General features: G+C 43.0%; 15 protein-coding genes. 10 read left to right on the top strand and 5 right to left on the bottom strand.

What is annotated here, in order from left to right; genetic code table 11:
* The first annotated feature begins 5 nt into the window (after positions 1-5).
* The 4 genes from MHB67_RS18125 (at position 6) to MHB67_RS18110 (ending at position 5,145) form a co-directional block, all read left to right on the top strand.
* On the top strand, positions 6-863 hold the full coding sequence (locus MHB67_RS18125; protein ID WP_024423955.1) for a MurR/RpiR family transcriptional regulator: 858 nt from the start codon (positions 6-8) through the stop codon (positions 861-863).
* A 185-nt stretch (positions 864-1,048) separates the two neighbouring features.
* On the top strand, positions 1,049-2,593 hold the full coding sequence (gene gntK / locus MHB67_RS18120) for a gluconokinase (protein WP_133744366.1): 1,545 nt from the start codon (positions 1,049-1,051) through the stop codon (positions 2,591-2,593).
* A gap of 24 nt (positions 2,594-2,617) precedes the next feature.
* Positions 2,618-3,946, top strand: coding sequence for a GntP family permease (locus tag MHB67_RS18115; protein WP_024427563.1), 1,329 nt, complete (start codon positions 2,618-2,620; stop codon positions 3,944-3,946).
* A 215-nt stretch (positions 3,947-4,161) separates the two neighbouring features.
* Positions 4,162-5,145 carry a hypothetical protein gene (locus tag MHB67_RS18110; RefSeq protein WP_257802320.1) on the top strand — a complete coding sequence of 328 codons (984 nt, stop codon included), beginning with the start codon at positions 4,162-4,164 and terminating at the stop codon, positions 5,143-5,145.
* A 31-nt stretch (positions 5,146-5,176) separates the two neighbouring features.
* Here the strand turns inward: MHB67_RS18110 and MHB67_RS18105 are convergent, their stop codons facing one another.
* Positions 5,177-6,514 (bottom strand): amino acid permease, encoded by a 1,338-nt coding sequence (locus MHB67_RS18105; RefSeq protein WP_172881133.1) that lies wholly within the window; start codon positions 6,512-6,514, stop codon positions 5,177-5,179.
* A 313-nt stretch (positions 6,515-6,827) separates the two neighbouring features.
* Between MHB67_RS18105 and MHB67_RS18100 the strand changes: the two genes are divergently transcribed.
* Positions 6,828-8,342, top strand: coding sequence for a PAS domain-containing protein (locus MHB67_RS18100; protein WP_257802321.1), 1,515 nt, complete (start codon positions 6,828-6,830; stop codon positions 8,340-8,342).
* A gap of 40 nt (positions 8,343-8,382) precedes the next feature.
* Here the strand turns inward: MHB67_RS18100 and MHB67_RS18095 are convergent, their stop codons facing one another.
* Entirely contained in the window at positions 8,383-9,366 is a 984-nt protein-coding gene (locus MHB67_RS18095) for a Gfo/Idh/MocA family oxidoreductase (RefSeq protein WP_342492692.1), read from the bottom strand.
* A 128-nt stretch (positions 9,367-9,494) separates the two neighbouring features.
* On the bottom strand, positions 9,495-9,854 hold the full coding sequence (locus MHB67_RS18090; RefSeq protein WP_024423948.1) for a MerR family transcriptional regulator: 360 nt from the start codon (positions 9,852-9,854) through the stop codon (positions 9,495-9,497).
* A gap of 301 nt (positions 9,855-10,155) precedes the next feature.
* Between MHB67_RS18090 and yidA the strand changes: the two genes are divergently transcribed.
* Entirely contained in the window at positions 10,156-10,968 is an 813-nt protein-coding gene (gene yidA, locus MHB67_RS18085; protein ID WP_044334964.1) for a sugar-phosphatase, read from the top strand.
* Positions 10,969-11,003: 35 nt separating this feature from the next.
* Here the strand turns inward: yidA and MHB67_RS18080 are convergent, their stop codons facing one another.
* Positions 11,004-12,011 carry a LuxR C-terminal-related transcriptional regulator gene (locus tag MHB67_RS18080; protein WP_234107472.1) on the bottom strand — a complete coding sequence of 336 codons (1,008 nt, stop codon included), beginning with the start codon at positions 12,009-12,011 and terminating at the stop codon, positions 11,004-11,006.
* 129 nt (positions 12,012-12,140) lie between these two features.
* Between MHB67_RS18080 and MHB67_RS18075 the strand changes: the two genes are divergently transcribed.
* Positions 12,141-12,848, top strand: a complete 708-nt coding sequence (locus tag MHB67_RS18075; protein ID WP_133744370.1) for a class I SAM-dependent methyltransferase — start codon at positions 12,141-12,143, stop codon at positions 12,846-12,848.
* Positions 12,845-13,942 (top strand): saccharopine dehydrogenase NADP-binding domain-containing protein, encoded by a 1,098-nt coding sequence (locus tag MHB67_RS18070; RefSeq protein WP_133744371.1) that lies wholly within the window; start codon positions 12,845-12,847, stop codon positions 13,940-13,942. Before MHB67_RS18075 ends, MHB67_RS18070 begins: the two co-directional genes overlap by 4 nt.
* A gap of 120 nt (positions 13,943-14,062) precedes the next feature.
* On the opposite strand, the gene MHB67_RS18065 is transcribed toward MHB67_RS18070, so the two are convergent.
* Complete coding sequence (locus MHB67_RS18065) at positions 14,063-15,886, bottom strand: acyltransferase family protein (RefSeq protein WP_342492691.1); 1,824 nt, start codon at positions 15,884-15,886, stop codon at positions 14,063-14,065.
* A gap of 225 nt (positions 15,887-16,111) precedes the next feature.
* On the opposite strand from MHB67_RS18065, the gene MHB67_RS18060 reads away from it, so the two are divergent.
* Both MHB67_RS18060 and MHB67_RS18055 read left to right on the top strand, forming a co-directional pair.
* Positions 16,112-16,987 (top strand): aldose 1-epimerase family protein, encoded by an 876-nt coding sequence (locus MHB67_RS18060; protein ID WP_103131849.1) that lies wholly within the window; start codon positions 16,112-16,114, stop codon positions 16,985-16,987.
* 60 nt (positions 16,988-17,047) lie between these two features.
* Complete coding sequence (locus MHB67_RS18055; RefSeq protein WP_342492690.1) at positions 17,048-17,992, top strand: sugar-binding transcriptional regulator; 945 nt, start codon at positions 17,048-17,050, stop codon at positions 17,990-17,992.
* Positions 17,993-18,035 lie beyond the last annotated feature (43 nt).

The following is an 18,035-nucleotide window of genomic DNA, read 5'->3' as shown; positions in this document are numbered from 1 at the left end:
GTCAATTGGCTTCTGTCAGTTTAAGTAGTATTGAAAAAATACGAGCAGCAAGCAGAGGATTGCCGCCAAAGCTGAAAGGAATTGCAGAACATATTACGAGTGAACCTGGCGACATTATTCATTTGTCTATTGTCGAGCTTGCCAAAAAGACAGCGAGTTCAGAGGCAACGATTTTTCGTCTTTGTAAAAGGCTTGGATTTGAGGGTTTTCAAGATTTGAAGATTGCAATTGCCCAGGAAATAGATCAAACAAAGCCTGATTATGTAGATGAAGAAATGAGTCTTGATGATGATACGGCCGTTTTTATGCAAAAGGTTTTTCAGGCGAATATATCTGCATTAAAGGATAGCTTTCAATTACTGAATCCAGAGGATGTAGAAAAAGCCATTCAAATCATTCATGAAGCAAAGCGTTTAGAGTTTTATGGGAGTGGCGGGTCCGGACTTATTGCAACAGACGCTTTTCATAAATTTATGAGGACAGGCATCAACTGTATTGTTCACACCGATTCCCATTTTCAAGCGATGTCTGCCGGTCTTCTCGACCAGCACAGTACAGTGATTGGTATATCTCATTCTGGCCGTAATAAAGATTTACTCGATGCAATGAAAACAGCAAAGGAAAAAGGAGCGAAAACCATCGGTATTACAAGTTATCAGCGCTCTCCATTGAGCCAGCTTGCTGATGTCACGTTGTATACATCGACGCAAGAAACAGCTTTTCGAACAGAAGCGATGTCTGCAAGACTTGCTCAGCTCACTGTCATTGACGTACTATACTTTGCACTTGCTCACTTAAGACAGCAGGAAACTTTAACAAATTTAAAACAAATGAGAGAAACCATTTCACAAAAAAGGGTGTAATGGTTTCAAAAATAAATTTTTCTATTAGTGAAAAATGCCGTTGTGGTAACGATTTTGAGCTTTTAAGTGAAAATAATTTTCTTTTTAGTCGTTGAATGTCGAAAAAATTATTCCTATAATGGGATTTAACAGGTATATCAAAACAATAAAATATGATTTCAAATCAATGATTGGGCGTGATACAGATGAAGGGAAACCAGGCGGTAATTGGTTTGGATATTGGAACAACAAGTACAAAGGCGGTTCTGTTTGGACCACAGGGGAAAGTGATAGCAAAGCATTCAGTTCCTTATGATCTCATTCAGCCCCAGCCAGCATGGGTTGAACAGGACCCTGAACATATATTAGAAGCCGTCATTGCAAGTGTAAGAGGTGCGTTGACGAAAGCAGCATTTGATGCAAAACATCTCATAGGCGTCGGGATTAGTACAGCGATGCATTCCTTGATTGTGATGGATAAGCATGGCAAGGCGTTAACGAACAGTATCATTTGGGCAGATAACAGAAGTGCAGAACAAGCGAAGCGAATCACTTCAGACATGGACGGCTTCCAAGTGTATAAAAGAACCGGTACACCGATCCATCCAATGTCACCGCTTTCAAAAATACGGTGGATCAAGGAAATGGCACCTGATGTCTTCAAGAAGGCAGCGAAATTCATTTCCATCAAAGAATATATTCTTTATCATTTCTTCGGTCAGTATGTCGTCGATTATTCAATCGCTTCAGCAACGGGACTGTTCCGTTTGGAAACGCTTCAATGGGATGAGCAGGCGCTGCGTATTGCTGGAATTGAGGCTGATCAATTGTCTGAACTTGTTCCCACGACGTATCAGCTGAGAGGGCTTCAGCCAGAGATCGCCCTGCGAATGGGCATTGCGGAAGATACACCATTTGTTGTTGGTGCGAATGATGGGGTTCTAGCGAACTTAGGTGTGGGAGCGATTGGAAAAGGTGAGGTGGCTGTCACGATTGGGACAAGCGGTGCAGTCCGTACGGTCGTGGACAAACCAATAACAGATGAACAGTCAAGAACGTTCTGCTATGCGTTAACTGATAAGCATTGGGTGGTTGGAGGACCGACGAATAATGGCGGGATCATGCTGAGATGGCTGAAGGATGAATTTGGATCCTCGGAGGTAGAGGTAGCAAAGCGTCTTGGAGTGGACCCTTACGACCTGATGATTGATATTGCGAAAAAAGTTCCAGCCGGCTCAGAGGGACTGCTGTTTCTGCCATTTTTAACAGGTGAGCGTGCACCTTATTGGAATCCAAATGCGAGAGGCACTTTCTTTGGGATCGGTCTTCAGCATAAGCGGGAGCATTTTATAAGAGCTGTGTTAGAAGGCGTCATTATGAGTGTGTTCTCAATCGGTGTTGCCTTAAGGGATTTAACCGGTTCAGCAAAGGATGTCAGGGCGTCGGGCGGATTTGCGCGATCTCCGCTGTGGCGGCAAATTTTAGCGGATACGATGGGCAGGGAAGTACTTGTCCCGGAAAGCTACGAAGCATCAGCACTAGGGGCGGCCGTGCTCGCACTTCATAGTTTAGGTTATATGGAAGAGATAGAAGAGGTTCAAGATTGGATTCGAATCTCTGCCAGTCATGAACCAAATATGGAGAACAATGAAACATACATAGAACTGTTTTACTTATATGAGCGTCTCTATGACAAACTCAAGGATGAATTTGATGTCATTAGTGCGCTTCAATTAAAACAAAATCATTAAACATCAGGGAAAAGGTGGGAGAGCATGCTTTTATTCATCGTGATTGCCGCAATTGTCCTTTTACTCATCCTCATAACAGTTGCTAAGTTGAATCCGTTTGTGAGTTTAATCATTACCTCTATGTTAGTCGGCTTTGCCACAGGGATGGACCTGCAGGAAATCATTCAATCCATCAAAACGGGGTTAGGCAATACGTTATCATTGCTGGCCATCGTTCTAGCGCTTGGAACCATGCTTGGGAAAATGATGGCTGAATCAGGTGGAGCTGAGCGGATTGCTCACACATTAATCGGCCGGTTTGGGACGAAAAATGTGCATTGGGCGATGATGTTTGTTGCTTTTATTGTGGGAATACCTGTCTTTTTCCAGGTCGGATTTGTCCTTCTTATTCCTTTATTGTTTACGATTGCGATTGAAACGGGCATCTCGCTCGTGACAATTGGGATTTCGCTCATTGCTGGCTTGTCTGTCGTTCACGGTCTTGTGCCGCCTCATCCAGCTGCTATGGCAGCTGTCGGCATCTATCATGCCAACGTGGGGAAAACCATTTTCTTTTCCATTATTGTCGGTTTGCCAACAGCTATTATTGCTGGGCCGCTGTATGGAAAGTGGATTGGAAAGCGGATTCATAAACCAGTTCCAGAGCTGCTGAGAAAGCAATTTACTGAACGCAATGAAGATCGAAAACTTCCCGGCTTTGCAAATACGATGTTTACGATTTTGGTGCCAGTGATTCTAATGCTTCTTGCCACACTGGCGGATATTATTTTACCAGAGGACAATATTTGGTATCAGGTATTTAAGTACATTGGAGATCCAATTACAGCACTGCTGATTGCAACGGTGTATTCTTTCTTCAGCCTTGGCTTTGTGCAAGGGATGAGCCGTGACCGGGTGCTTTCCTTTAGTAATGAGTGCTTAGGACCGATTGCTTCTATTCTGCTTGTCATTGGAGCAGGCGGGGCTTTCAATAATGTGCTCATCGATTCGGGTGTTGGTGATTATATTGCAGATTTAGCAAAACACTCGCCGATCTCGCCGATTTTGCTTAGCTGGCTGATTGCTGCGGTTATTCGTGTGGCAACAGGATCTGCTACGGTCTCCATGATGACTGCAGCTGGTATTGTCGCACCGATTGCTGCATCTATGCCGGATGTGAGCAGAGAGCTTCTAGTGTTAGCTACAGGGGCGGGTTCATTGATTTTGTCTCACGTCAATGACTCTGGTTTTTGGCTGATCAAAGAGTATTTTGGGATGACCATTAAAGAAACGTTTTTGACATGGACGGCTATGGAGACGATCATTTCCGTTTGTGCGATTGCATTTATTATGATCATTAATATGTTTATTTAGTGAAACGCAACAGCCTGATTCTTCGGAATTGGGCTGTTTTTGCTTTTGGCAATACCACCTTTGTCAGATTGGGGTAAAATAAAGATATTGAGAAGCGGGAGGCGGACACGATCGAACCATTAAAACACGTTTATCATGAATTATTTATTGAAGAATTAGCGGAGAAACTTGCACAAGCGTCGACTGGGTTTGATGCTGTAGAATTCCAGCGGCTTGTGTTTCAAAAGGATTGGCAGCAGCTTGAGTTAAAAGGCAGAATGAGAAGAGTCACTGAATCGATGCATGCCTGTCTGCCTAAGGATTATGAGCAGGCAATTGAGGTGCTGCGTCAGACAGCCCCTCATTTTTCAGGACTTAGTGCGCTTGTATTTCCAGACTACGTCGAAACATATGGCCTAGCACATTGGGATATCTCGATCAAGGCGCTCGAATTCTTTACGCCTTTTTCCACTTCTGAATTTGCCGTTCGGCCTTTTCTGATTCAGGATCAAGACAAAATGCTGGCGCAAATGCTTGTATGGTCACAGAATCAAAATGAGCATATTCGGCGGCTGGCTAGTGAAGGATGCAGACCACGTTTGCCATGGGGATTAACTGTTCCTGCACTTAAAAAGGATCCTTCGGTTACGCTGCCTATTTTAGAAAACTTGAAGTCAGACCCAGCGCGCTATGTGCAAAAAAGTGTAGCGAACCACTTAAATGACATTTCAGCGATTCGGCCTGATCTGATGAAGAAGACGGCTAAAAGCTGGTATGGAACGAATGAACATACGAACTGGATCATCAAACATGCATCTCGTACCTTACTAAAAAAAGGCGATCCAGATATCATGGCTTTGTTTGGCTATGGGGATGATCCATCTGTTCAAGTAACAGATTTGAAGGTAGTGCAAAACCCTATTCGTATTGGAGAGAAAATGACCTTTCAATTTACACTTCAGGCTGCTAAGCCACTAAAGCTGCGTGTAGAGTATGCCATAGACTATGTCAAAGCTCGGGGTACCCGCAATCAAAAGGTATTTAAAATCACAGAGTTTGAAACAAGTTCAGCGTTACATAGAGAATTCGTCAGGTCACAGTCCTTTCAAAATATGACGACGAGAAAGCACTATGAGGGAACCCATACTTTAACGATTATCATCAATGGCATCCCAAAAGCATCGGTTGATTTTGAGGTAACTGAAGATAGCAGCTCATAAAAAAACCCGCCATTCCGGCGGGTTTTGGCGTTTAAGCCTTCTTTTTCATTAAGAATGAAGCGATGATGGCAGCGACTAAGAAACCAATGCTGATAATGGAGCTAGGCAGGTTTTCTTGTCTGAATAGGAACAAAACAAAGCTCAAACTGAGTACAAGACCTGCAAATAAAGTTAGATACGGAAACAGCCACACCTTGAAATACGGCTCCTGTGGATATTTTGGACGCAGTTTCAGATGTGCCATACAAATGCTGATCCAAATAAGTGAAACAGCAAAACCAGGAATAGCCAGCATGTAGCTGAAAATTTGGTCCGGATATAAGTAAGCAAAAAATGTTCCGATAAGAAGAAATAGAACGGTAACCCATAAACTTAAAATGGGTACGCCTCTTTTGTTGACCCGTGCCAGTTTTTTCGGACCGCCCTCTGATTTAGAAAGAGAATGAATCATTCTCGTCGTTCCATAAATTCCGGAATTCGCCGCAGATAGAACGGCTGTAATCAAGACGAAATTAATGAAGTGAGAGGCGCCTTGCATACCAGCAGCAGAAAAGACTTGGACAAAAGGACTGTTATTTGGGTCAATTTGATTCCAAGGAATAAGGCCGCAGATGATCAAAATCGGCAATGTGTAAAATAAGATAATCCGCCACATCATACTTTTGACTACTCCAGGCAGAACCTTCTCCGCATCCTTTGTTTCAGTAATGGTCAGCCCAATCAATTCAGAGCCTCCGTAAGAGAAAATAACCACTAAAAGTGATGCAAAGATCGCACCCCATCCATTCGGGACGAAGTTTTGATAGTTGGTAAGCGCTGGTGTGCTTTGTTCGTTTGGAATGATCCCAAATAATAATGCTGCACCGAGAATAATAAAGACAATAATAACGAAAATCTTCATTCCAGCGAACCAAAACTCAATTTCACCAAAGTATTTTACATTATTTAAGTTAATTCCGATGACTAAGAGTGAGCAAAGTAAACAGAGTGACCATAACGGCACGTTCGGCAGCCAGTATTGAAGCAGACTGCCAGCTGCAATAATCTCAATGACACATACAGTGAGCCACATAAAACAGTAAACCCAGCCGACAACAAATGAAAAACGTTGACCAAGCGCAATTTGTATAAGGTCGCGAAGATTATTTCCCGGATACACAATGGCCATTTCGGCTAATGCTGCCATTACAATGAGGAGCAGCAATCCGGCAAATACATAGGAAAAAATGACCCCAGGGCCTGCTAAACCAATTGTATCGGCACTTCCTTTAAAGATTCCTGTACCAATGACCCCGCCCATCGCAATCATGCGAATGTGACGCGGTGATAAAAGCTTTTTTAATTCTTGTTGCTCCTGATTCGCGCTCATGACGTTCTCCTTTTTTAAAAATGCTTATGTTCCATTTTCTTTTTTCAAGACGTCAGTGTCAATATAAAAAAAGAGATTTTTCAGACAAAAATAGAGGTTGATTCTATCAAAACATATATTTATATCCATAATTAACTTATTTTATCCATATCTAAAAACGAAACTTCAAATAAATGAACATTTGCCTTATTTATGACATAAACAATTTTCAGTTTTTGTCGATATATCATTTGTATTACTAAAGTCCTAATAAAGAATTGTTTATAACTGTAAAATATTTCAAGAATGTTAAAGTTGAAAGGAGTTATGAAAGATGTTTAAGAGAAAAGCAAATGATTCATCGGCTGAAGTCCTTCTGAGTGAAAGCAGCCAATTAATAGAACGAATTGAAAAGGGAGACCTTTCAGCAAGATTAGATACTGCTGCATTTTCTTCTAGCCAAACGATAGAAGCAGTGGCGCAAATGAATGAAGCTTTGCAAAAGATGCAGGAAGCACATGAAAATATTCAAATGCGGGTGGAATTAGTGACAAAAGCCATTCAAGTTGGCTTATGGGATATGATCGTCATCGCTGGAGACCCGGTCAATCCAAAAAATGAATTCACATGGACGGATGAATTCCGAAAAATGCTCGGCTTTCAAAATGAGCACGATTTTCCAAACCTATTAGACAGTTGGGCATCTCGAATTCATCCGGATGAACAAGAATATACATTAGATGCATTTGCTTCGCATTTATTGGATCATTCAGGGCGTACGCCGTATGATATTGAATATCGCTTAAAGTTAAAAAACGGAGATTATCGCTGGTTCAAAGCAACTGGAACGACTGTTCGCGATCGGAATGGTGTCCCTCTTCGTGTGGCGGGAGCACTTTTTGATATTCATGATCAGAAATTGAAAGAAGAAGAGCTGCAAGCATTTGTCACAAGATATGACTTAATCAACCGTGCGCTTGTCGAAGCTCCTTGGGACATGGTGGTAGAGGCCGGCGATCCAGTCAATCCAAATAACGAATTCTGGTGGTCTCCGCAGTTCAGAACAACTCTTGGCTTTACAGACGAAAAAGATTTCCCGAATGTTCTGAGCAGCTGGAGCGACCGTCTGCATCCTGAGGATCAAGAAATGGCTTTACAAGCCTTTGCAGATCATTTAAATGACCACTCTGGACGCACACCGTTTGATATTGATTACAGATTGCAACGCAAAAATGGTGAGTACCGCTGGTATCATGCAGGTGGTGAAACCATCCGTGATGAAAAAGGTGTGCCTCTTCGTGTGGCAGGAACCATTCGTGACATCACGTTAGAAAAAAACAAAGAGAAAACAGCAGATGAAATGGCTTCACAAGTAGAACAGCTTTCAAGTTCTATTAGTGAGATGGTTTCGGGCATTAGCTCTGTGACCAATCAAGCACAGGAGCTTGCTGTCGCTCAAGAGCAGTCAACGTCTGCCGCACACTTAGCAAAAAATAGTGCAGATGAGACAAAAAATATTTCTGACTTAATCAAAGAAGTGGCAAACCAAACGAACCTGCTTGGTCTAAATGCTGCGATTGAAGCAGCTAGAGCTGGTGAACAAGGCCGCGGATTCTCTGTCGTTGCAGATGAAGTACGAAAGCTGGCGCTGCATAGTGCCAATGCAACGGAAAATATTGAATCTAGTTTAACGGATATGAAAACACAAATTGATGAGATTCTTGAAAATATCTCGAATATGACAGCTCTTACGCAAACTCAGGCTGCTTTAACAGAGCAAGTGAATGCTGCAGTCGATGAAGTGAATCACATGTCTCAGCGTCTTGTGGCGTATTCAAAGAGTATTTAATCGTCAAAAACCGCCCTCTCATAGAAGGCGGTTTTTTTCATTAAATTTGATCTGCTGGGAAAACAATACCTGCATCTTTTCTTGCGGCATCAAGAACTTTCATCACGGAGAGACTTTCATCAAGCCATGCATAGCACTGTTCATGATTTTTTGTTTCAATGATCTGCTGGAAGGCTTCTGCTTCATAAAACAGACGATTTGGATTCGTTTGTGCATTGAGTGAGATGACCCTGTCATCAACATGCAGCAGCACTTCCTCGCACCCATTCGCCCCATTTTTCACATGAATGAAGCCTTTTTCTCCTTGAATCAATGCAAAGTTCATGCTGCTTGTATCCTTACTGCCGACACTTGTCGCAATAAAATCACTGTAAGTGAACGTCAAAACACCAGATGTGTCAATACCGTTTGGATGGCGGTTTGCCTGATATTGGACTTGCTCTGGTGATCCAAAGAGGTTCATGATGAAATGGACATTATAGATGTTAATATCCATCAGGGCTCCTCCAGAGAACTCAGGGTTAAAGACATTTGGCGTTTCGCCGGCTAGCAGCTGATTATATTTGCTTGAATATTGACTATAGTTGCATTGAACCAATTTGATTTTACCTAATTGATGAAGGTGCTTTTTGATCAAATGATAGTTTGGCATATGAATGGTCGTAATGGCTTCAAATAGGAGAAGCTGCTTTTCCTTTGCGAGAGCGATTAAGGCTTCCAGCTCTTTCACATTAGAGGTGAAAGGCTTTTCGCATATCACATGTTTTCCGTGTTTCAATGCTTTCGTTGCATGCTCGCTATGTAAACGATTCGGTGATGCGATGTAAACGGCTTCTACGTGAGGATCTTCTAGCATAGCAGTTAGATCCGTATAAGTTGTCTGCACCCCAAATTTGTCTGCGAGCTTCTTTGCCGTTGCTTCCTTTCTTGAATAGACAGCGTGACAAGAAGCACCGTCGAGCTGTTCAATCGCTTGCAGGAAGCCTTCCACAATGATACCTGTTCCGATGGTTGCGATGTTCATTCTCAAAACCCCTTCCACTCGTTAAGCTGACTCTAGTATAACCGATGTTTTCATTGAACGTGTACTGAGATACCTGAGCGAAGGTGTGCCAGTGATCAACACCGGCACACCTTTGGCAGCCCTTACAATCAGCTGATATTTGCTAATGTTTGCTTTGTTAACAATTGAATAGCTGCCTTCCTTTTTTTTAACTCTTGAATAGAGTGCTGGATATCTTCGACTTTTTGCTCGAGCAGCTGTTCAGCTTCTGTTTTTGACTTTTTTTCGAAAAGTGATTTGATAATTTCACGAATTTCTTTAAGGGAGAAATCTAGCTTTCTCGCTTCGGTGATAAATGACAGCATGAGTACATATTTTTTATCATATAGACGATAGCCGTTATGCGCTCTTTTGGGCTCTGGGAGCACCCCTTCATTTTCGTAAAAACGAATGGTTTCAATATGTACTCCAGACATTTTTGACAATTTACCTCTCGTAAACGTAATCATTCCCTGCACCTCCTTTCTTTGCTATTCATCATACAATTAGATTTGCTCGTTTCAAAACATTCTATAGTGGTGGACAATTGTTCTGTTTTACTTGTTTCAAATGGGTGATCAGCACGATGAATAGAATGCGTTATAATAGAGTAGACTCTTGTGATATTTGTTACAGATAAGAACAAGTAGACAGCGTGAAGAAAAAACGATAGGCTAAAATAGGTAAATAGTAATGAAATAACCTGTCATCATCGTAATGATGGCTCAAAATAGTGACAGCACGTTTTTGCTGAGAAAAGGGGACCAGTGAATGTATAAATTAGTCGCAATTGATATGGATGGTACGTTATTAAATGATCAACATATGGTGCCGGATGAAGTGTTTGAAGCCATTCAACAGGCTAAGGCAGAAGGGATTAAAATTGTTTTATGTACAGGCCGGCCAATTGGCGGGGTAAATCGCTATTTAGCTGATCTTCAGCTTGATCAAGAGGGAGATTATGTGATCGCCTATAATGGAGCGCTTGTTCAAAACAGCCATACAAATGAAGTGGTGTCAGAGCTGACATTATCCTATGATGACTTAACTTCGTTATATGAATTGAGCCGTCAGCTGGACACGCCGATGCATTATTTCGATTCAGCCAATTTATACACACCGAATCGCGATATTAGTGAATACACAGTGCTTGAATCCTACTTAACAAAACTGCCGCTGAAATATATGCCTGTTGAAGAGGCAGATTCATCGATGAGACTTCCAAAAATGATGTATATTGATCAGCCAGAACGTTTGGAAAAAACGATAGAAGCCATTCCATCTGAAGTGAAGGAAAAATATATGATGGTAAAAAGTACAGATTTCTTCCTTGAAATCCTGCATCCTGATGTGAGTAAGGGAAATGCCGTGAAGCTTCTAGCGAAGGAGCTGGGAATTCCTCGTGAAGAAGTCATGGCTATTGGGGATAACGGGAACGACGTCTCAATGCTAGAGTTTGCAGGCTGCGGCGTCGCTATGGGAAATGCCATTGATGATGTCAAAGCCGTAGCTGATGTTGTAACAAAATCTAATAATGAAGCCGGAGTAGCACATGTCCTGCATGAGCTGGTTTTAGGAAAATAAGAAAAGAGCGGTCTGCCAGTGCGGTAGCCGCTTTTTTATATATTGGAGAAAAAGTAAACAAGCATACGTCTGCTGCTTAAATTCGTCTTTTGCAGCATCGCTTTCACATGATCATGAACGGTATGGGGTGAAATATATAACGTACTCGCAATTTCCTTTGTCGACTGGCCCTTTAATAAGCAGTCGAGGACGTTCATCTCTCTTTCTGTCAGCCTGTACGTTTTCGCTGCATAAGGAAGAATATCATTTGTTTGGGCTCGTTTGATGTGAATCATGACAGCCTCCTCCTGCCTGTCAGCCTGCGCCAATCGAAAGGCTTGAAGGGAAAGAAAGACCCCCGTAGGCATTCTTGTGATGCTTGCTGCTGTTTGATCGGTCCCGCCGTATAAAAGTTTAGCGCCTAATGCTCTGAACGGGCGGGGCATGACGGATTGGTCATGGATTTGTTCAAAGGCTTGAAATGTACGAAGCCAATGGAGCCCTGTCTCATTTCCATAAAGAAGCTTGTAATGAGTTGAAAGCATGAGAAATCCTTGCTGCTCCGCCGTATCATCATCTTCAGTGTCTCTTTTTTTGAAAAGCTCATCTCTCAGCTTGGCTGCAAGTGCCGGTGTTAGATCGATGACTGCTTGTATATCTCGCTTCTGAAAAGGTTCCTTGCCCTTTTGACGATAAAGGCTGGCGATACCCCAGCATTCTCCTTGAATCACAAGGGCTGCCCGCAATTCATCAGACCAACCGTTAGGTAACAAAATATGCTGATAGCGCTCGCTGTTCAAATATGCCCCGCTTTGGATGAGACTCGCAGCATGAATAGGGCCTTTGGCTAGAAACTCATGCTGATGCACGTCCCTTTTTAAAAATTCATTTTGAAAGAGCTGGTCATGAATTTCTTCAATCGATTCATCAGTGTAGGAACCTGTCGAGAGGAGAGTGGCTGGATCGATGGTTGTGATACAGACGGCATCAAAATCAATGACAGCAGCAAGCTCGTCCCGAATGTGCTGCCTTATCTGCTGAAAATGAGTGGCTGGATTGACCACATGATCTCCTCCTCAAAAACCCCCACTTTTAGGGATCGTTTTTTCTGGTGCCTCTTTTTACAATAAAGATGTCATATCGTTAGTGTACAGGAAACGATGGAAAGCGGAAAGGAACTGGAGGAGAATCATATGAAAGGAAACCAGCATTGGCACGACCCTGTTGCTGAATCATACGCAGCAACGATTTCACATAAAGTACCCGGCTATCACCTTTTGCATGAGTTATCAGTAGATGTATTAGAAGCTGAAATAAAGGGAGCGGCCTCTCGTATTCTAACTGTCGGAGCGGGTGGGGGCGAAGAGATCATCAACATGCTTCAGAGAAAAGAAGACTGGCTCATCACAGGAGTCGATCCGTCTGCATCTATGCTGAATATGGCGAAACAGCGGGTTTCACAGCTCCATATGGAGGCGCGTGTCACCTGGTATGAGACCGCATTAAACAAGGTGTCTGCTGAAGCTGTTTACGATGCCGCAGTGAGCCTGCTCGTGATTCATTTTGTAGAAAATCGGCTGCCATTTTTACAGGAGATTGCCCGAAGGCTTCAACCAGGGGCCCCGTTTGTACTCGCATTTATACAAGGAGAGATGAATTCCAGCGCATTTCAGCAGGAGCTTCAGATGCTGTCTCTTTTCATGAAGCGGCAAGGTCTAGGAAAAGAAGTGTTTTCGTCCTTTAATGACAGGCTGGGACGTGCAACATATCCTGTGCCTGAGGAGGAGATGAGAGGACATTTAATTGAGGCGGGGTTTCGAGACATCAGACCTTATTTTCAGGCAGGAATGATCAAAGGGCTTGTTTGCAAGCGAGGTCGTAGAGAGGCGGATGAGAGATGAGATCACAGGTGATGGTAATTGGCGGCTATGGACATGTCGGACAGCAAATATGTCTTCAGTTAAGTGAAGTGTATCCAGGGCAAATTGTTGCGGCGGGCAGGAGCTATGAGAAGGCCGAACAATTTTCACAGCAGACAAAAAGAAGAGTCCGTCCTTACAAACTAGATGTTAGTCAGCCATTACATTCGGACTGGATGGATGAAACAAAGCTGGTGATCATGTGTCTCGACCAAGATGACACGTCATTTGCTGAAACCGTTCTGCGGGCAGGCATTGATTATATCGATATTTCTGCAAAGGGGGCGTATATGGAGCAAATGGCACAGCTGGATCAGCAGCAAATCAGTGCTACGGCTTTGCTCAGTGTAGGCCTCGCGCCCGGTCTTACAAATTTATTAGCTGCAAAAACGGCATCTATGCTTTCATCAGTGGATCAAATAGATATTGGGATTATGCTTGGGTTGGGGGATCAGCATGGAAAAGCCGCGATTGAATGGACGATTGATCATGTCCATACTGAATATGAACTCACTGAGCATGATCAGCGGAAAAGAATGAAAAGCTTTACTGGAGGCAGACAGGTCAACTTTGGTGAACAGCTTGGAAAGCGGTATGCCTATCGATTCCCCTTCTCTGATCAACAGACATTGCCTTCCACACTTCATGTGCCATCTGTGACGACAAGGCTTTGTTTTGATTCACGTCTTGCGACGGGTGCATTGGCCTTCACAAGGAGCCTTGGACTGACGTCGTTCCTTACACTGCCGAAGATGAAGGACAGAGCCATTTCAATGATTCAATCTTCTCAAGCGGGAACAGATCAATATGCAGTCAAAGTGGAAGCGGCAGGGACGGATGGGAAAAAGGTTCATCATACAGCGCTTGGTATAAAAGGACACGACGAGTCTCAAGCAACAGCTCAAGTCGCCTGTGCTGCGGCCCTGCATTTATTGAACAGGCGGTTTCAGTCAGGAGTTTTTCATATTGAACAATTATTTTCACTAGCATATGAGAACGGGCTTTTTGCTTTGGTGGATCAAAAAACAAAGGAAGAGCAGACATTAGCGATAAGGGCCAGCCTTTTGACGGCATAAAAGCAGCGTGCAGACAAACCCTCGCATTCGGTGTCAGGTCTGCGTGCCGATACTCGCCCTTTCTAGACTGCAAAGGTTTTCTATCACGCTGAAAAAAAGACTAGCATTCTGCTAGTCTTTTTATGATGACGTCGACACATCCCCTTTTTTCTTGATGCTTGCAGTGATGAGCTGTGTCAATGTGTCGGAACCTTTTTTTGAAAGGTGGACACCATCAGACTGAAAATAGGATGGCTGTCCAGTAGCGGCTGAATGCCAATCGACTAAGGTGACATTTTGATCTTGATCAGCCACTCGCTGAATGACCGCATTCACATCATTTTCCCATGACCTTGGAACCCTCGTATTCACTAGGAAAATATGTGCCTTTGAAAAGTTTTGAATGAATGCTTTCAGCGTGTCCTCAGTAAAATAACCATTTGTGCCAAGTTCAATGATAACAGCGGCATCAGATTGATTAAATGATTTGTATTGAGGGGCGATGCTGATGGCTTCGTTCATCTGTCTGCCAACTTTCCCATCGATGGTGATTTGTTTATATGCTTTTTCAAGATTCGGCGCAATGTCTAGCATGACAGAATCACCAATGGCAAGAACTTGGTGAAATTGTTTTTGATCAGCTGCTTTTTTCTCGTGCTTTTCTTTCTTTTTCTTCGCTTTTGATTCCGATGGTTCGGCTGTTTTTTTCGGTGCTGTCTTAATTTGCGTCACTTCCTTCACATATGGGGAGGAAGTGGACGAGTTAGACATGCCAATGATAAATAAGATCAAAAGAGCTGCGGTGATTCCAAGAAACACCTTATTAGATGTAGACCATTGTTTGATTCCTTTTTTCCAAATAGACCAAGAGGAAAAATATTGTCTAAAGCCATGCTGGCGGATCGGTTGTTCGATGAAGCGATAGGAAGCTTCAGCAACTAGTAAAATGGCGATGAGCTGCATTGTGACACGCGCTATGGAAGGCTGTCCAATTTCAATGACCGGTGTGGTCAGTACGATAATGGGATAATGCCACAGGTAAATACCATAAGACCGCTTACCTAGCCAGACGAGCGGCTGAAAGGACAGCCATTTCCCTATAAGACTTGCAGGGTGGCAGACGCACGCAATTAAGATGGCCGCATTCAGACAGAATAAAAGCATGCCGCCCTGATAGAGAAAGGCATCGAAATCGTCCACTGCATAAACACAAAGAAGGAAAATCGCAAACGAACCGAACCCGGCAATATGTAAAATACGTCTGCCAACAGGAAGTAATTTTTTGCTGGACAGTCTTTGCATAGGCCACACAAATGCCAGGCTGCATCCAATCAGGAGCGCAAATGCACGAGTATCTGTTCCATAATAAACCCTGCTTGGATCGGTATCTGGTGAATAAAGTATCGCCATCCATAAGGCAGAGACAAGTGCAAGTCCAAAGGTGATCATAGGCAGATGGGATCTGTTTTTTACCCATTTCAGCCCTGCAATCAACAGTACCGGCCAAATGATATAAAATTGCTCTTCTATCGCCAGAGACCACAAATTTTTCAGTGGAGATAGGGCATTGAAGCTATCAAAATATGAAAGCTGGTGAAAAATGTACCACCAATTACTGACATAAAAAAAGGACGATATGGCATCGCCACGAATGGACAATAATGCGTTTGATCCAGCAATCGCGCACCAGCTGACGGTTATAAAAATCATGATGTAAGCGGCTGGAAGAAGCCTCCTGATCCGTCCCATCCAAAATGGCAAAAGCTCTTGATAGCCTAAATCCTGCTTATGTAACAAGATCGTTGTAATCAAGTAACCAGAAATGACAAAAAATAAATCAACGCCAAGAAACCCGCCGCTTGCGGGTCCGATATGTAAGTGATAAGCAATGACTGCCAATACAGCAACGGCTCTTAGTCCATCTAATCCTAAAATATAACGAAAACGATTTTCCTTGCTGTTCATGAAAATGAATCCCCCATCAATGTCAAACGCTTCTTTTTGTTGTTCATTCAAAAGAGCAACGATTCTTTTATTTTATATAAGATTAGACGAATCAGCATTACATTTTGTTGGCGAATTTCTGTCTTTTTTAAAATTTTTTTAATTGGTGAGTAAGAGATGTCGAATTTGATACTCAAAACCAAAATCCCTGTCATAATAAAAGAAGAAGGAAAGGGGATGTATTGAATGAAAACGATTGAAAATGATCAGTTATTGGTTCAGATTCATGAAAAAGGAGCGGAAGTCAGGGAGGTGCTTGACAAGGAAAGCGGGCGTCACTATATGTGGTCTGGTGATCCAGCTTATTGGGGCAGGGTGTCGCCTGTCTTGTTTCCGATTGTTGGGCGATTAATGAATGATCAATACAAGATTGACGATCAAACCTTTGAGCTCACACAGCATGGGTTTTTACGTGATGTCAATTTTGATTTATATGAAGAAACGAAGCATACGGTGACCTTTCAATATGAATCAAGAGGCCGGCACGTGAAGCAATACCCGTATGAATTTACAGCGCGAATTCGTTATGAACTATTGGAAAATGGACTGAAGATTTCCTGGGAAATTGATCATGACGGAGAGGATACGATGTATTTCTCCATTGGAGGACACCCAGCATTTCGTATTCCGCTTGTTGAAGGCGAGCAAACATCAGATTATTCACTCACATTGACACCTTCCACTGAACATCTCCCTGTGCAATATGAACTGCGGAATTCACTTATCAGGGAGAAAGAAAAAGGCATTCAGCTTGAGCCGATCCAGCTTCGCCCAGAGCTTTTTCAGCATGATGCGATGATCTTTAGCCATATCAATCGAGTGTCATTGACTTCAGGGGCAGGTCACGGAGTTGAGGTCGATCTCACTGGCTTTCCTTTCGTTGGCATTTGGTCGCCTTATGATCAAGAAAAAGGAACGATGGCTCCTTTTGTTTGTATTGAGCCGTGGTATGGCATCGCCGATAGGGAAGGGACGAATGGACAGTATAAAGAGAAGTTTGGCATTCAAACATTAGAAAAGAATGAGACCTTTCATGCCGCTTATACAATTTTCTTTAAATGAACATTTGTGCATGATGAGGTGAACAATTTGTTATGATAGAAGAAAAAAGGGGGCGTATGAATGGATCGAGAGAAACAACAGCTGAGTATTGAAGCGGCAAGGCTTTACTATTTGTCTGATTACAGCCAGCAGGAAATTGCCAAGCAGCTCGACCTGTCGAGACCGACCGTATCTCGGCTGCTTCAATATGCGAAAGAGAAGGGATACGTCCAGATTACGGTGATGGATCCGTTTGAGGATTTAAACGAGCTTTCTTCATTGCTCAAGGAAAAATATGACCTTCTCGAAGCACATGTGGTATTTTCGCCAAAGGACGACTATCCAACCATCACCGATTATTTGAGCCGATTTGGTGCAGATTACTTGCAAGAGACGGTGAAAGACGGTGATATCGTTGGCGTGAGCTGGGGAACGACTATGTATCAAATTGCACAAAAGATGCAACCTAAACAGGTAAAAGGTGTAGAGGTTGTTCAGCTCAAGGGCGGAATCAGCCATTCTCATGTGAATACATATTCTGCGGAAACCATCCAGTTGTTTGCTGAGGCCTTTCAAACAGCACCGCGCTATTTGCCGCTTCCTGTTGTATTTGATAGTGCTGCCGTCAAGGAGATGGTTGAGCAGGACAGACATATTCAGCGAATTATTGAAATGGGCAAGCAGGCAAATATCGCTGTGTTTACTGTTGGAACGGTAAGAGATGAGGCGCTTTTGTTTAGACTAGGTTATTTCCGTGAAGAGGAAAAAGCGCTTCTTAAGGAATCCAGTGTCGGAGACATTTGCTCGCGTTTTTATGATCAACATGGACGCATTTGCAGTGAAGCCATTAACAATCGCACCATTGGTGTGGAACTAGATGATTTAAGGACAAAAGAACGATCCATTCTTGTCGCTGGCGGTCATCGAAAGGTGGCTTCTATACACGGTGCACTAAGAGGAAAATATGCGAATGTATTGATCATCGATCAGCACACAGCGAGGGCTCTTTTGAATGTCACAAAATAGATGAACAAAATTTCATAACCGTGTTTACAATTGTTCATCTGTC

The organism is Bacillus sp. FSL H8-0516 (genome assembly GCF_038635285.1).
In the GTDB taxonomy this organism is placed as follows: Bacteria; Bacillota; Bacilli; order Bacillales; family Bacillaceae; genus Bacillus; species Bacillus safensis.
Note: the sequence above shows the minus strand (reverse complement) of the source record. Positions and strands in the feature narration are given on the sequence as shown.

What these genes read in the sequence shown, in the direction of transcription:
- gntK (WP_133744366.1), top strand. Translation starts at nt 1,049, where the DNA reads ATGAAGGGAAACCAGGCGGTAATTGGTTTGGATATTGGAACAACAAGT.
- MHB67_RS18115 (WP_024427563.1), top strand. Translation starts at nt 2,618, where the DNA reads ATGCTTTTATTCATCGTGATTGCCGCAATTGTCCTTTTACTCATCCTC.
- MHB67_RS18105 (WP_172881133.1), bottom strand. Translation starts at nt 6,514, where the DNA reads ATGAGCGCGAATCAGGAGCAACAAGAATTAAAAAAGCTTTTATCACCG.
- MHB67_RS18100 (WP_257802321.1), top strand. Translation starts at nt 6,828, where the DNA reads ATGTTTAAGAGAAAAGCAAATGATTCATCGGCTGAAGTCCTTCTGAGT.
- MHB67_RS18095 (WP_342492692.1), bottom strand. Translation starts at nt 9,366, where the DNA reads ATGAACATCGCAACCATCGGAACAGGTATCATTGTGGAAGGCTTCCTG.
- MHB67_RS18090 (WP_024423948.1), bottom strand. Translation starts at nt 9,854, where the DNA reads ATGATTACGTTTACGAGAGGTAAATTGTCAAAAATGTCTGGAGTACAT.
- yidA (WP_044334964.1), top strand. Translation starts at nt 10,156, where the DNA reads ATGTATAAATTAGTCGCAATTGATATGGATGGTACGTTATTAAATGAT.
- MHB67_RS18075 (WP_133744370.1), top strand. Translation starts at nt 12,141, where the DNA reads ATGAAAGGAAACCAGCATTGGCACGACCCTGTTGCTGAATCATACGCA.
- MHB67_RS18070 (WP_133744371.1), top strand. Translation starts at nt 12,845, where the DNA reads ATGAGATCACAGGTGATGGTAATTGGCGGCTATGGACATGTCGGACAG.
- MHB67_RS18065 (WP_342492691.1), bottom strand. Translation starts at nt 15,886, where the DNA reads ATGAACAGCAAGGAAAATCGTTTTCGTTATATTTTAGGATTAGATGGA.
- MHB67_RS18060 (WP_103131849.1), top strand. Translation starts at nt 16,112, where the DNA reads ATGAAAACGATTGAAAATGATCAGTTATTGGTTCAGATTCATGAAAAA.
- MHB67_RS18055 (WP_342492690.1), top strand. Translation starts at nt 17,048, where the DNA reads ATGGATCGAGAGAAACAACAGCTGAGTATTGAAGCGGCAAGGCTTTAC.